Source organism: Paenibacillus lautus NBRC 15380, from assembly GCF_004000945.1.
Lineage (GTDB): Bacteria > Bacillota > Bacilli > Paenibacillales > Paenibacillaceae > Paenibacillus_AQ > Paenibacillus_AQ lautus.
The window spans coordinates 71,786-86,491 of the sequence record NZ_BIMF01000006.1 but is presented as its reverse complement, the minus strand read 5'-3'; the positions used below and the strand labels follow the sequence as shown (position 1 = coordinate 86,491).

The 14,706-nt window shown below is 52.6% G+C and carries 13 protein-coding genes; 9 read left to right on the top strand and 4 right to left on the bottom strand.

The window, feature by feature from the left end:
• Positions 1 to 195 precede the first annotated feature (195 nt).
• Both PLA01S_RS13165 and PLA01S_RS13160 read left to right on the top strand, forming a co-directional pair.
• Complete coding sequence (locus PLA01S_RS13165; RefSeq protein WP_015737925.1) at positions 196 to 732, top strand: GNAT family N-acetyltransferase; 537 nt, start codon at positions 196 to 198, stop codon at positions 730 to 732.
• A gap of 455 nt (positions 733 to 1,187) precedes the next feature.
• Positions 1,188 to 2,006, top strand: a complete 819-nt coding sequence (locus tag PLA01S_RS13160) for a GNAT family N-acetyltransferase (protein WP_127592604.1) — start codon at positions 1,188 to 1,190, stop codon at positions 2,004 to 2,006.
• Between the two features lie 61 nt (positions 2,007 to 2,067).
• Here the strand turns inward: PLA01S_RS13160 and PLA01S_RS13155 are convergent, their stop codons facing one another.
• Entirely contained in the window at positions 2,068 to 2,958 is an 891-nt protein-coding gene (locus PLA01S_RS13155; protein ID WP_127592603.1) for a LysR family transcriptional regulator, read from the bottom strand.
• Between the two features lie 122 nt (positions 2,959 to 3,080).
• Between PLA01S_RS13155 and PLA01S_RS13150 the strand changes: the two genes are divergently transcribed.
• The 6 genes from PLA01S_RS13150 to PLA01S_RS13125 all read left to right on the top strand — a co-directional run bounded on the left by PLA01S_RS13150 (position 3,081) and on the right by PLA01S_RS13125 (position 10,160).
• A complete protein-coding gene (locus PLA01S_RS13150) occupies positions 3,081 to 4,157 on the top strand; it encodes a branched-chain amino acid aminotransferase (protein WP_127592602.1) in 1,077 nt (358 codons plus the stop codon).
• Between the two features lie 241 nt (positions 4,158 to 4,398).
• On the top strand, positions 4,399 to 5,295 hold the full coding sequence (locus PLA01S_RS13145; protein WP_127592601.1) for an AraC family transcriptional regulator: 897 nt from the start codon (positions 4,399 to 4,401) through the stop codon (positions 5,293 to 5,295).
• A gap of 109 nt (positions 5,296 to 5,404) precedes the next feature.
• Positions 5,405 to 6,388, top strand: a complete 984-nt coding sequence (locus PLA01S_RS13140; protein ID WP_127592600.1) for an N-acetylglucosamine kinase — start codon at positions 5,405 to 5,407, stop codon at positions 6,386 to 6,388.
• Between the two features lie 65 nt (positions 6,389 to 6,453).
• Positions 6,454 to 7,770: a 6-phospho-beta-glucosidase gene (locus PLA01S_RS13135; RefSeq protein ID WP_098749391.1), complete on the top strand. Its 1,317-nt coding sequence runs from the start codon at positions 6,454 to 6,456 to the stop codon at positions 7,768 to 7,770.
• 241 nt (positions 7,771 to 8,011) lie between these two features.
• Positions 8,012 to 9,310, top strand: coding sequence for a phytoene desaturase family protein (locus PLA01S_RS13130; RefSeq protein ID WP_127592599.1), 1,299 nt, complete (start codon positions 8,012 to 8,014; stop codon positions 9,308 to 9,310).
• Complete coding sequence (locus PLA01S_RS13125) at positions 9,288 to 10,160, top strand: RNA polymerase sigma-70 factor (protein ID WP_164817417.1); 873 nt, start codon at positions 9,288 to 9,290, stop codon at positions 10,158 to 10,160. The genes PLA01S_RS13130 and PLA01S_RS13125 overlap by 23 nt, the downstream gene beginning before the upstream one ends.
• 179 nt (positions 10,161 to 10,339) lie before the next feature.
• Here the strand turns inward: PLA01S_RS13125 and PLA01S_RS13120 are convergent, their stop codons facing one another.
• From PLA01S_RS13120 to PLA01S_RS13110, 3 genes are all read right to left on the bottom strand, one after another.
• Complete coding sequence (locus PLA01S_RS13120; protein ID WP_127592598.1) at positions 10,340 to 11,275, bottom strand: SDR family oxidoreductase; 936 nt, start codon at positions 11,273 to 11,275, stop codon at positions 10,340 to 10,342.
• The gene (gene uxuA, locus PLA01S_RS13115; protein ID WP_127592597.1) at positions 11,272 to 12,369 is read right to left on the bottom strand and encodes a mannonate dehydratase; all 1,098 of its coding nucleotides are present in this window, start codon (positions 12,367 to 12,369) and stop codon (positions 11,272 to 11,274) included. Before uxuA ends, PLA01S_RS13120 begins: the two co-directional genes overlap by 4 nt.
• 120 nt (positions 12,370 to 12,489) lie before the next feature.
• Positions 12,490 to 13,167 carry a GntR family transcriptional regulator gene (locus tag PLA01S_RS13110; RefSeq protein ID WP_127592596.1) on the bottom strand — a complete coding sequence of 226 codons (678 nt, stop codon included), beginning with the start codon at positions 13,165 to 13,167 and terminating at the stop codon, positions 12,490 to 12,492.
• A gap of 87 nt (positions 13,168 to 13,254) precedes the next feature.
• Between PLA01S_RS13110 and uxaC the strand changes: the two genes are divergently transcribed.
• Positions 13,255 to 14,658: a glucuronate isomerase gene (uxaC, locus tag PLA01S_RS13105; RefSeq protein WP_127592595.1), complete on the top strand. Its 1,404-nt coding sequence runs from the start codon at positions 13,255 to 13,257 to the stop codon at positions 14,656 to 14,658.
• Positions 14,659 to 14,706: the final 48 nt, after the last annotated feature.

Below are 14,706 nucleotides of genomic sequence, written 5' to 3'. Positions count from 1 at the left end.
ATTAACAGAATTCAACATTATTTTGGATGAGCTGTAGGACATATACTGAATCATGGTGAAATAAGGAGTAGGGTTAACGGATTTTTACAACATTCGTAACGCAATTTACATACCTGTAAACCTCTTGGAAGAGTAAATATGTTATCCTAGACATACTAAACTTACATACATCATTCATTAGGGAGGGGATTGACCGTGAATATTGAGGTACGTTTATGCCCGAAGGAACAGTCATTTATTCTGCATAACATATATCCGCTGTACTTGCATGACATTGCTGAGATATGGGGGGTCCGTCCTAACCGGTTCGGTGTATTTGAAAAAGAGGATGTGCCGACCCTAAGCGAACAGAGCAAGCAGCTCGATGTGTGGTGGGAGCAGCCATCGGTGCTTTTTCCTTATCTAATCTCCGTAGATGGCATTGCGGCAGGGTTGGCCCTGGTGGCCACCACCCCGTACATTCCATCGCCGAATATCCAGTATTACTTGAATGATTTTTTTGTGCTTCGGACTTTTCGAAGACAAGGTGTAGCCCAACGAGCGGCTGAGCTTGTGTTCGATCAGTTCCAAGGTGCATGGGAGCTGCAAACGAATCCGACCGAGCGCAATATGAGTACTCAGATTTTTTGGCGCAAAACGTTGAACACGTACACGGGCGGAAGATATACAGAGCATGATGGCGTCCATCCGGAGAAAGGGGATATGCTGGTCTTCCGTTTTAATAACAAATAAGATGGAGTCGCAAGCATTTCTTCATATGGGGAATCGGGCTTGACAGCTGGATGCCGCCGGGAGTAAACTGAGTTAAATTTTTCGAAAATGCTAGGATGAGGACGCCAGGGTCGCAAAGGAAGCTGAATCAGAGAACTGCTGGGTGGTGCGAAGCAGTCAGCGGCGATGCATGGCCATCACCTCGGAGCAGATCCGCCGAACGTTTATAACTTGAGGCGTATCCGGGTATTCCCTGCCGTTATCATGGGGCATCATTGATGGATGATGACGAGAGTGCGTATCGGCTTTCCGGTGCGAATCAGGGTGGTAACGCGGAGACAAGGCTCCGTCCCTACAAGGGACGGGGCTTTTTTGCGTTCCTGGGTCCCTAGGCGACATTTTGCTGGCGTGCCCGTTCGATTGGTTTAGAGCTTGGACGGACAGAGATTGATCATGGAAAAGAGAGGAGTGTACGAATGCTTGCGAAATTGAAGCCTCAGGACGAGGTGCTGTACCAGGAAGATTTTATTCAGGATGAGGTGTCATACAATCTGATTCATCTTCTTGCCGGGTCGCCGCAGAACATCGGGCTGAAATCGCCGGATGGACGCATGATCTTTGCGCAGTCTCCCCGTAGAAACGCATGGTTATGGATTTCCCGGCAGGTTTCCGGGGATAAGCGGCAGCACCTGCTCCAAGAGCTGGTAAGCGAGCTTAAGGGGGTGACCCTCTCTGGGGTGACCGGGGAGCCGGATGTGGCCGAGCAGTTTGCACGCTGTTATGCAGAGGAACGTCATGGGACCTACCGTCTTCATATGACGATGGAGTCTTATCATGCCCCCGCCGTGAAGCCCCCTCAATTCGTCGAGGGCACAATCAGGCAGGCCGCTGCTGAAGATACGCAGCTGGTGGCCCGGTTTCTGGTCGGATTCTCGGAGGATGCTTATGGGGTCCGCGCGAATGCGGCAAGCCAGGTCGAGACAGCGCAGCGACTCATCCAACAGGGCGGGTTATATTTATGGATAGCCGGCAGCAAAGCGGTATCGATGGCCAATGTTGCACACCGGTCGCCAAGGCACGGTCGTATAAACGCTGTATACACGCCGAGGGCCGAGCGAAAAAAAGGCTATGCCAGCGCCTTGGTTGCAGACCTTGGACTTCGTTTGCTGCAGGACGGTTTAGTACCCATGCTGTATGCCGATCAGGCCAACCCGGACTCCAATCGATTGTATCAACATATCGGGTTTAGCCGGTGCGGGACGATTCGTGACTTCAAGTTTGTTAACAATGAATAACGAATGCATAAAGTGGCACGGCTTGGACAAAGCCGGGGAAGACGAGGGGCATCAACAAATGTTATTCTATAAAGGTAGCTAAAAAATGCCGGGCCCGGTTGGATAGGACATGATCCCTGAGCCAGACAATGCCCACGTCCGACTGGAAATCAGCGCTCGTAATGGACAGTGTCCGGATGTTGGGGATCGCGAATGAGGACATGACCGACTCGGGTAAAATGGTGGCACCGATGCCTTCAGCTACCAAAGCAACGATAATGGCAACGCTGGAGCATTCGCATATGACACGCGGTTCAAGTTCGCCGCGCTTAAATTCTTGGATGACCCGCTCATGCATCCCGATCGTCTGATCGGTTTTTAAGGACAAGAACGGATATTCCGCCAGCTCGCGCATCGAGATTTCCGATTGGGAGGATACGCTTTCCCAGCTGCCTGGAAGGACCGCGACGAACGGGTCGGAGGGCAGAGGCTGAACGGCATAACGCTCAGGTCCGAAGCTGGATTCGAAAGGGAGTCGGGTCACCGCGAGCTCGATATTCCGCTTGTCGAGCTGATCCGCCAGCAGGGAGTGATCGCCTTCCCGAATCTTGAAGGTGACCTCGGGATATTGCTGCCGGAAAATATGGATGCGCTGCGGCAGGAGCGAAATACAGGAGACGACGGCGCCGATGGAGAGCATGCCGCGGATTCCCGCGTGGATCTCCTTTACCTCGGTTAGCGTTTCATTGAACTGGTTCAGCAGGGACGCGGCTCTGTTCTGCAGCAGCTCGCCTGCGTGGGTGAGCTGAAGCTGTTTGCCACTGCGTTCAAACAGCAGAACCCCGAGCTCTTCCTCCATCAGTTTCAGCTGACGGCTTAATGGAGGCTGCTCCATATTGAGCTGTTTCGCTGCACGCGTGATCTGTCCTTCCTGTGCAATCGTCAGGAAATATCTTAGCTGCCGAATATCCATGTTCATACCCCCTCTCCATACCTATAAGGTATGGTATCCCTATAAATCAGATATTTTTAATATAGGGCATCGATTGATATGATTCAACTAATAACGTTTACAAAATAAGGAGATGTGTGCACATGACTTACGCGATACCCGTGGAATTAACGACCACCCCGAAGACAAAGCCGAGCCATCATAAACAGGCTTTCGGCACGGTATTTACGGACCACATGTTTATTCTCGATTATGAGGCCAGTAAAGGCTGGCACGATCCGCGCGTCGTTCCGTATCAGCCGATCGAACTGGACCCTGCCGCCAAGGTATTTCACTATGGGCAGACCGTGTTTGAAGGCTTGAAAGCTTACTTGACGGAAGATGAGCGGATTCTCATGTTCCGCCCGAACAAAAATATTCAGCGGCTGAACCTTTCCAACCAGCGCCTGAGCATTCCGGCATTGGACGAGGAGCTCGTTATGGAAGCGCTCAAGCAGCTGGTGCTCGTGGATCGCGACTGGATTCCTTCCGAGCCGGGCACATCGCTCTACATCCGTCCGTTTGTAATCGCAACCGAGCCCGTGCTTGGCGTAGCGCCATCGCTGCAATACAAGTTCATGATTATCCTGTCGGTGGTCGGTTCGTATTATGCGGAAGGCATCAATCCGGTCAGCATTTACGTGGAGCCGAAATACGTGCGTGCCGTAGCCGGAGGCGTGGGCAATGCCAAGACGGCTGGCAACTATGCGGCGGGTTTGAAGGCACAGGATGAAGCAACGCTGAAGGGATACTCGCAGGTGCTGTGGCTCGATGGCGTACATCGCAAATATATCGAGGAAGTCGGCAGCATGAACGTGTTCTTCAAGCTGGGCGATACGGTCGTAACCCCGGCACTGAATGGCAGCATCCTGGATGGAGTTACCCGGAACTCCGTTATCCAATTGCTTCAGCATTGGAACATCCCGGTAGAAGAACGGGCCATCTCCATTGATGAAATCGTGGAGGCTCACCGCAGCGGATTGTTGACCGAAGCTTTTGGCACCGGCACGGCAGCGGTCATTTCACCGATTGGCTCCCTGGAATGGCAGGATGAGCAATTGAAGATTGGTGAGGGAGCAACGGGCGAACTCTCCAAGCGCGTATATGACGCCATCACGGGCATTCAGCTCGGAACGGTTGAGGATCCGTTCGGCTGGACGGTGGAGCTTGCATTATCTTAAATGAACCTTTAAGGACCCTGTCTCAGGCATACTGAGGCAGGGTCCTTTTTTTAAAAGAGATAGAAAGTACAGACTTCAGGTGTACGCTACCCTCTTTATCCCGCAAGAAAAACTTTCCCTAAATGCAGTCTGTCTTCTGATAAAAACATCGATAGACGTTTTTCTTCTGATAAGCGCTCATGTTACGATGAGGGTAAATTCTTGACACGTTGATGTACGAAGGCATGGAGGTGCTTTTTTAGTGAATCGTCCGCAGAGTGTCGTTCCTGATGCTATAGATTTTACGAACGCTGCCTTTCCTTTTACCGCGTCGACCACGCACGGCATATTTGCCGGAGCCCAGCGCCTGCATTGGCATCATGCTTTGGAGCTCAATTATATTCAGAGCGGGACCGGATTTATTCTGATCAACGGGATGAAGCTCCAGTTTCAGCAGGGGGATATTATTTTCATCAACAGCAATGATCTTCACCGGGCGTATGAGACCGAGAACCTGGTGATGGATGTCATTATGTTCGAGCCTTCGCTGTTATCCATCGACCTCAAGTTCGATCCGGATCTGATGGCTCCCTTCCGTTCGCTCGGAAACATGGACAGGCAGTCCCCCGTACACGATGAATTGGCTCACCTGCTGGGGCGCATGATGGAAGAGTACGAAGCCCGAGGTACCGCTTATATGAGCCTGATCCGTTCGGATCTCATTCGTTTCCTGAGTTTGGCGAACCGTCATCTGTCGACTCCGACTCAAGCGAACAGGCCGATCAAGGGCAGGGGGATGCATGCGTTAAAAGAAGTTCTGCGCACGATGGAGCTTCAGCTGGACTATAGCTGGACGCTGCAGGAGCTGTCCGATTTAACGCATCTGAGCCCTTCCCGGTTCAGCGCTCTGTTCCAGCAGGCGGTCGGCACTTCACCGCACCATTATCTTATTCAGCTGCGCTTGACGCATGCCGTGCACTTGCTAGAGACGACGGACCAGAAGATTATCGAGATTGCGGACTCCTGCGGGTTTCGGAATCTTTCCAATTTCAATCGTCTGTTCAAGCAGCATGTCGGCGCATCGCCAAGCGAAATTCGGGAGCGTGCTTATGCAGGCACTCCCGTAATCCCCTCCACTACAAAAACCAAGAAACAGTAAGATAGTATCACTCTTTGATCGTATTACAGTAGATGGATGTCAGTGGAAGCGGTATCTTAAATATATACCACCACATGACGCCGCTGTAAGGCGGGTAGGAGTGAAGTGCATGAGTTTGTATCTGGGTGTAGATGCCGGCGGTAGTAAGACACACGCCGTGATCTGCGATGAGCATGGGAACATTCTTGGCAAGGGAGCGTCTGGGAACGGCAATCACCAGATTCACCGTGAACATGCGGCCCGTAACATTGAGGAAGCCTGTAATGCGGCTCTTCAAGAGGCTGGAGTTGCCAAAGAAAATATCAGTTATGCTTATTTTGGCTTGGCCGGGGCAGATCGGGAAGCCGATTATGAGATCCTGCGTCCGATGATCGGGGCCCTCGGTTATCCTAAGCATGATATCGCATGCGATACCATTATCGGGATGCGGGCTGGAACGAGCCGACCGTATGGCGCCGCCTTGATCTGCGGTACGGGCTTCAACAGCGCGGCCCGCAACCGTGCGGGAGAAGAGCTGCAGTATGGGGGCTTTGGCTTCTTGTATGGAGACGGCTACGCGGGCGGTTCCGGATTTGCCACGCTGGCTTTTCGGGCAGTCATTCGGGCCTGGGATGAGCGGGGACCGGCAACCTTATTGACATCGCTCGTACTGGAGCAAATGGGATACACGTCTGTAGAACTGATGTATGAGGATGTCCTCTACGGTAAGACGAAGGTTCCGCCAAGCCTGGTTAAGACGCTGTTCCAGGCAGCTGAAGCAGGTGACGAGGTGGCAACCGGAATTCTTGAGTATGAAGGCGAAGAGCTGGCTAATGCAGTATGTACGCTGATTCGGCGGCTGGACATGACGGATGAAGCGTTTGACATTGTCTATATCGGCAGTGTGCTGAACAGGCCGAACAGCTCGATCCTGACGGATGCGATCGAACGGATTGTTGCGGTCCGGGCACCACATGCAGCCTGTGTAAGACTGACATCCGATCCGGTTTCCGGCGCGCTTCTCTGCGCGATGGATGCCGACGGTCATGCCATTGATGCAGCGACGGAGGCCAAACTGAAGGCATTTACGTTTGAACAGGTAACTACAGCCTGATCCGTTTATCGTTGGAATAGAACCTGATAAATACGGATTGATATCATACCTTGGAGGCGATTAACGTGGCAGCAGGATTGAAGATAGCGGTCATCGGGGGAGGTTCCTCCTATACCCCGGAAATTGTTGAAGGTTTCATTCGCAATTATGAGCAAATGCCGATTCGCGAACTATGGTTCGTCGATATTGAAGAAGGCAAGCATAAGCTGGAGATTGTAGGTAATCTGGCCAAACGCATGGTGAAAGAGTCGGGCCTGCCGATCGAGGTTCACCTAACGCTGGATCGCAGACAAGCGATTGCGGGTGCCGATTTTGTGACGACCCAGATGCGTGTCGGCTTGCTCGCGGCACGTAAACAGGATGAGCATATTCCGATTAAACACGGCGTCATCGGGCAGGAGACGACGGGACCGGGCGGCATGCTGAAGGCGCTGCGCACGGTTCCGGTGATTCTGGACATTTGCCGTGATATCGAGGAGCTGGCACCGAATGCATGGATGCTGAACTTCACGAATCCGGCGGGTATCGTCACGGAGGCGGTTGCGAAGCACAGTAAGGTGAAATCCGTTGGTTTGTGCAACTCGCCGATTAACTTTCAGAAGTTCCTGGCGGCCGAGTATGGCGTGTCGGAGAAGGACGTTCTGGCCGAGTTTGTCGGGATTAACCATCTTCACTGGGTGACGTCGGCGATCGTCAACGGGGAAGAGAAGATGCCGGAGCTGCTGGACGGCGGGAAATCGTATACGGCGAAGAACGTGCCGACCTTCGGATGGGATGCGGACTTTATCCGCTCGCTGGGGGCAATCCCGACGTATTATCTTAAATATTTCTACATGACCGATACGATGTTTGCCGATATGAAGGCATCGCTGGAGAAGGACGGAACCCGAGCGGATGTTGTCAGCCGGGTAGAGCAGGAGCTGTTTGAGCTCTACAAGGATGAGAATTTGGCCGTGAAACCGAAGCAGCTGGAGCAGCGGGGCGGTGCTTATTACTCCGAAGCGGCAGTCAACCTGATGACATCCATCTACAATGACCGCCATGACATCCAGACATTGAATGTCGCAAACGGCAATATCTATGACTTCCTGCCTGCGGATGCCAGCATCGAGATCAACTGCGTGGTAACAGGCCAAGGGCCGATTCCGCTTACACCGCAGAACGTTCCTTCCCATGTGAAAGGACTGATGCATGCGGTGAAAGTATATGAACAATTGACGATTGAAGCGGCCATTACCGGCGATCGCGGAATTGCGCTGCAAGCGCTGGTTCACCATCCGCTGGTGCCTTCCGTTAGTGTAGCGAAGCAGCTGCTGGGTGAAATGCTGGAGGCGAACAAAAAGTACTTGCCTGCTTTTTTTAAGCCGGAGACCGTGCAGTAAACCGGAATGAAGTTCAAACGTGCAGTAGTTATAATTTAGAGCCATGCAAGCCCCTCTTCGTGTTGAAGAGGGGCATTATTGAAGATATCAGAAAGTATAACTTCGAATGAGACTTCCTGATATCGCAAGAAAAACTTCTTCTAACTGCGGATATGAATTTTCGGATTTGCTCTTCATTCCTGTCACATCCCGATGCCCTCCCCCGTCATACCCGTATAAAACGAAAAAGGGATGATGACGGATGCTAAAATATGACGTAGCCGTTGTAGGTGGAGGTGTAGCCGGCTTAACAGCTGCAATCTATGCGGCAAGAGCCGGGAAGCAAACGATACTCGTTGAAAAGCAGGAACGTTTAGGTGGCCGGGCCATGACCCATAAGAAGAAGGGAGCTTATTTCAATCTGGGCGGGCACGCCTTATATCATGGAGATGCCCTTTCAACCTTTCGCGAATTAGGGCTCCAATTGCCGGGAGGTCAACCTTCGATTGACGGGTACGGGATATGGAAAGGGAAACTAAGTCCGTTACCCATGGGCGTGAAATCCCTATTCACCACCCCTCTATTAACCTGGAAGGGCAAGATGGAGCTCGGTGCCTGGCTTGTGAAACTAGGTAAACTGGATACACAGCTGTACGATAACATAAGTGTGCGCGAATGGATTGAAGGTAACGTGCAGGATCCCATGGTGCGAAATTTATTCTATTCGCTATTGCGTACAGCGAGTTATGTGGTAGCCCCTGACCTGCAGGCTGCCGGTCCCGTACTGCAGCAGCTTAAGCATGCGCTGAAGGGGGTGTTGTATCTGGATCGGGGCTGGGGGACCATGGTTGATGAATTAAAACAAAAGGCTCTGGAGCAGGGGGTTCAAATCGTAACGAAGCATAAAGTGATTTCGGTTGATCACCACGAGGGAAGGGTACGGCACGTCCTTTGCAGGGACGGCATGAAAATAGAAGCCAATCATATTATTCTTACCACACCGCCAGCTGTCGCTCACGAACTGGTGCCCCATGCAGAAGCAACCGCCCTTCATACTTGGAAAGAGCAGGCGGTCGAAGTGACAGCGGCTTGCTTGGATGTAGCCCTGCGCCGTCTTACGGAACCGAAGCAGCAGTTTGTGTACGGCATTGATCAAACCGTCTTTCTCTCGAATCAATCCCGAGCGGCTTACCTGAGTGAAGATGGCGCACAAGTCATAACCTTGCTTAAGTATCAGGGCAAGGAGAAGGATGCAAGAAGGGATTTGCAGGAATTAGAAGAAACCTTAGACTTGGTGCAGCCGGGTTGGCGCAGCGAGCTCATTGAGGAACAATACCTTCCTAACATCACGGTCTGCCACGATTTTATGCATGTGAACCGCCAAGAGAACCCGGGTCCAGCCGTCCCGGAAATCATCGGGTTGTATGTAGCGGGAGAATGGGCAGCGCATGGCGAACTCTTAGTTGATGCTGCAACGGCAAGCGCCAAGCGAGCTGTACAGCATATACTCTCGCTTGAAAGTGAGGAAAGGACCCCGAATGAGCACAGAGTTATTGTATAAAAGCTATCGATCCGCTCTTTTCTCGTTAGCTTACCGGATGCTGGGAAGTGTGATGGATGCGGAAGATATCGTACAGGAGGCCTTCATCAGCTATAACCAATTGCCCTATCCGGAGGACATTCGCAATGAGAGAGCGTTTCTGTACAAAATCGTAACGAATCGTTGCTTGGATCTGCTGCGCTCTTCTGCCAAAAAGCGCGAGCTGTACGTCGGCCCCTGGCTGCCGGAACCCCTAATCGAGAATATGGCGTCAGAGACGGACCCTTCTCTTATCGTAGAGCAGCAAGAGTCCATCTCTACAGCATACCTGCTGCTCCTTCAGCAGCTTAACGCGGTGGAGAGAGCCGTTTTTCTTCTCCGTGAGATTTTCCATTATTCCTATGATGAAATTGCTGAGATCCTGGGAAAAAGCAGTACCAATTGCCGTCAAATCTTTCGCCGTGCTAAGAGCAGCATTCATTTTGATCCTGATCAGAGACCATCAATCTCGGTGGCGGAGGCGCAAATCAAGGAATTTGTGGACTCCCTCTTACAGGGGAACACGAATAAGCTGCTGGAGCTGTTAAGCGAAAATGTCGTTCTCTACTCGGACGGTGGCGGTAAAGTCAGAGCGGCGCAAATTCCTGTGGTTGGAGTTCATAAAGTGATCCAATTGCATCTGAACCTGCTTAAAATGTATGAAGGGCAATATGTGTACTCTTATCTTACCGTCAATGGTCTGCCGGGAATGCGGATCTGGTTGGATCACGGTGTCCAATTCATTTATTCTTTTGCCTTTAAAAACAATCGGATCGAGACGATTTATACCGTGGCAAATCCGGATAAACTCAGGCATATACAGTTGCCGTGATGCAAAAAACAGGGCCGGTTTAAGATCATAGGATCTTAAGTCGGCCCTTCTGCTGTATCAAGCTGGGAAATTCACAGGAGATACTCCTCGCGGAGGTCACTCCAGCATTTCATCTGCTTTACTCATCATGGTCCTGCCAGTCAAGCTTTTGACGCCAACTGGCTGTTGCATGTAGTCCGTCATACGCCGGAATAAGCCATGAAGCCGCCGTCCACGGGGATCACCGTTCCGGTGACGAATCCGGAGGTCTGATCATCCACGAGCCAGAGCAGGGTGCCAAGCAGATCCTCCGGCACGCCGAACCGTCTCATGGGGGTATGGGAGATGATTTTATGAGAGCGCTCGGTTAATGAACCGTCGCTGTGGGTCAGCAGATTGCGGTTCTGCTCGGTCAGGAAGAAGCCTGGCGCAATCGCGTTCACGCGAATGCCTGATTCCGCGAGATGAACGGACAGCCACTGCGTAAAGTTGTTGATGGCTGCTTTGGCTGCACTGTAAGCCGGAACCTTGGTCATCGGGCTGGGTGCGCTCATGGACGAGATATTCAGCACGACGGCCCCGGGACGCCCCAGCATTCCTTCCGCAAAGATTTGCGTCGGTATGAGCGTGCCGATGAAGTTCAAATCGAATACGCTGCGGAAGCCCGGCACGCTTAACCCGAAGAAGGTTGTCAGATCCGGCTGCCCCACATCCTCCGGACGGAAAATTTCGTTGGTTGTATTCGCGTCTTTCCGGTTGCCGCCGGCTCCGTTAATCAGGATATCGCAGGGTCCGAAAGACTCGCGCACCGCTTTCTCGGCTTGTCGGACGCTTTCCGTATCCGTTACATCGCAAGGAACGGCAATCGCTGTTCCACCGGCAGCCGTAATTTCATCCGCGACCTGCTGCCCTTTCTCGGCCGTACGATTCAAGACGGCGACCCGGGCACCTTGCCGACCCAGCTCCAGAGCCATTGCCCGGCACAGCACCCCGGAGCCGCCTGTTATGACAACCGTCTTCCCGTTTAATGACGGATGAATGGGAAGGGATAGGGTCCCTTGCGGCGTGGATTCATTAGAAGCTCCACTTGATCCGGGTTCAGATGTACCCGCTGCATGTTGATTTACCTCACTCATTGAACAGCCTCCTTCAGCTGAGCTGCGCTTCCTGCACGCTCCCGGCTGTAAGCGTCCCACAGCCCCCAGAGATACATGATGCCTAAGGCACGGTCATACAGACCGTAACCCGGACGGCACTGCTCACCCCAAATATGCCGCCCGTGGTCGGGTCTTACATATCCGGTGAAACCGTTGTCATGATAAGCCTGCACGATGCCGGAAATATCGACGGTACCGTCTTCGGTTCGGTGGGACGTTTCGATAAAATCGCCGTTCTCGTAGACGCGTACGTTCCGGATGTGCGCGAACGGAATCCGGTCGTGGAACTCATGGATCATGGAGACGATGTCATTGTCCGGATTGGCGCCAAGCGAGCCGCTGCACAGGGTCAGGCTGTTCGCCGGGCTATCGTACAACTGCAGGAATCTCCGAAGATTCTCCTGGCTGGTAATGACCCGCGGCAGGCCGAAGATCGGCCAAGGCGGATCATCCGGGTGAATGGCCATTCGAATGCCGTTCTTCTCGGCAGCCGGGATGACGGCGCTTAAGAAATATTCGAGATTGCGCCACAGATCGTCCTCGGTAACGCCGCGGTATGCTTCGAACAGGGAGGTCAAATGCGCCAAACGCTCCGGCTCCCATCCCGGCATGGTAAGCGTGCTGTTCCGGTTGATCGTCTCAACCAGCTCCATCGGATCAATGCCGTGGATTTTGGCCTTCTCGAAGAAGAGAGCCGTCGAACCATCAGGTGTCTGTTTATGAAGATCGGTTCTAGCCCAGTCAAACACCGGCATGAAATTGTAGCAGATGACTTTGACGCCGACCTGGCCCAATTTCTCAATCGTCCGGATGTAGTTGGCTATGTACTGATCCCGTGAGGGAAGTCCAAGCTTGATATCCTCATGCACATTCACGCTTTCCACGACGTCAATATGAAGCCCGTATGCTTTGGCTTGGTCCACAATTTCCTCAATTCGATCCATCGGCCATTCCTCGCCGACAGGAATATCGTGAAGTGCCCATACGATGCCCTCCACGCCGGGGATTTGTCTAATCTGATCCAGCGAGACCGTATCGTTGCCCTCGCCAAACCATCTGAATACCATGCGCATTTCTTCACCGCCTTTACAAGTTTAAGGAGTTAACGCAAAGCTGATGGGAATTTTGCGGTTACGAGTGAACCAACAAGATGGAAGCCTGCGAACGGATAAAGTCTATCCGCCGGCATAGGCTTATTTAAAATAATCGGGATGCTTCTCTTTCAGCACGGCCAGATTGGAGATGATCAGGCTGAGATGTGCCTGCATTTCCCGTTCGGCATGATCGGCTTCATGACGTGAAATCGCGTCCGCGATCTCCCGATGCTGCTCGTACAGGTTGGTCCAATTCGGATCGGCGGACAGCCATAACATCCGGCTCCGGTTCAGATGAGCGTTCATCTGCTGCAGCACGTTCCAAGTGCCGACCTTGCGGCAGCCTTCGAACAAAATACGGTGGAAGATCTCATCCAGCTCAAACATATGCTTGCCGTCATGCTTCTCGATGCTCTCGCGCTGCTCGGACAGATTTCGCTCCAGCTCGGCGAGTTTGTCCTCGGGAAAGCTTTCGCAGGCAAGCCGGACGACTGCTTTTTCCAGCTGTTCACGCATGAAGCGCGCTTCCTCGACCAGCTCCGAATCAATGAGCGAGACGCGCGTGCCGCGCTGGGGAAGCACAACCACAAGGTCCTCCTGGGCCAGGCGGACGAAGCTTTCCCGCACCGGCGTCCGGCTGACCTCGAAGGATAGGGAAACCTCCTTCTCGGACAGAGCCGTTCCCGGGGGCAGCTCCAGACTGACAATCTGCTGCTTAAGCCGGGAGTACACGATATTTCCGGCCGATCCTGGCTGTAATCGCAAAGATTCTACCACTGCATCACCTCCTAATGTATTCCATACTACCATACTTGTATGGTAGTATGGAACTGAAAATTGAAATAAGAATCGGAGGGCAATCACATGAGCCGTTTGGACACGGAAAATCTGCTGCTGAACAGCAACAGCGCGAAGAAACTCTTTTATGATTATGCGGAAGGGATGCCGATATTCGATTATCACAACCATCTAAACCCGAAGGATATTGCCATCAACCGACAGTTCGATAACCTGACGGAGTTATGGCTGGAGGGGGATCACTACAAGTGGAGGGCGATGCGCTGGCTTGGCGTCGACGAAGAGATGATTACCGGCAGCGCAAGCGCCGAAGCGAAGTTTATGGCTTGGGCGGAATGCGTTCCGCGATTGGTTGGCAATCCGCTCTATCACTGGACCCATCTGGAGCTGACCCGCTACTTCGGGATTCAGGAGCGGTTGACCGCGGAGAATGCCAAGGAGATCTGGGACGCTTGCAATGAGAAGCTGAAGGCTCCTGCCTTGCGGGCAGGCGGAATTCTGGAAAAATTCAAAGTCAAAGTGGCCTGCACGACAGATGATCCCGTTGATTCGCTGGAGTTTCATCGTGCCATTCGCGATCATGGGGAGCTGTCCACCGTCGTTGCCCCTGCATTCCGTCCGGATCGGGTGCTGGATATCACGAACCCGGACTTCACATCCTATGTGGAGACTTTAGGAACGACGGCCAGTTTAGCCGTGGATACCTATCAAGGGCTGCTGGATGCACTGCAAGAACGAATTCAGTATTTCCACGATCATGGCTGCCGCCTGTCGGATCACGGCTTTGGCGCGTTTCCTTGCGAACAAGCCGATGAAAAAGAGGTTGCGGACATTTACGGCAAAGCGATCAGCGGGGGCAGCTTAACACCCCTTGAGGAACGGAAATATCGCACTTACACCCTGCTTAAGCTCGGAGAAATGTACCACGCCAAGGGCTGGACCATGCAGTTGCACATTGGGGCGATTCGGAACAATAATGCGCGCATGTTCGCGAAGATCGGCAAGGACAGCGGGTATGACTCGATTCTCGATTTTCATCTGGCGGAAAGCTTGAACGGATTTCTGAGCAGGCTCGACAGAAACGATCAGCTGCCGAAGACCATTGTGTACAGCCTGTATTCTTCTCATTACGAAATGATCGCTACCACGATCGGGAATTTCCAGTCCGCTGGTGTCGAGGGCAAGCTTCAGCTCGGTTCCGCTTGGTGGTTCCACGATCAGAAGGAAGGGATGCTGAAGCAGCTCACCGCGTTGTCTTCCATGGGGCTGATCAGCACCTTTGTGGGCATGCTGACCGATTCCAGGAGCTTTATGTCGTTCCCGAGGCATGAGTATTTCCGCAGAGTGCTGTGCCGCCTGTTCGGGGACTGGATCAAGGAAGGGGAACTGCCCGCGGATTATGAATATATCGGTGCCATTATCCAGGATATTTGCTACCACAATGCCGAGCGCTATTTTCAAATCCATTGACAATTCTGTGCGGAGCATGAACAATAGACTTACTATATGAAAGCGTTT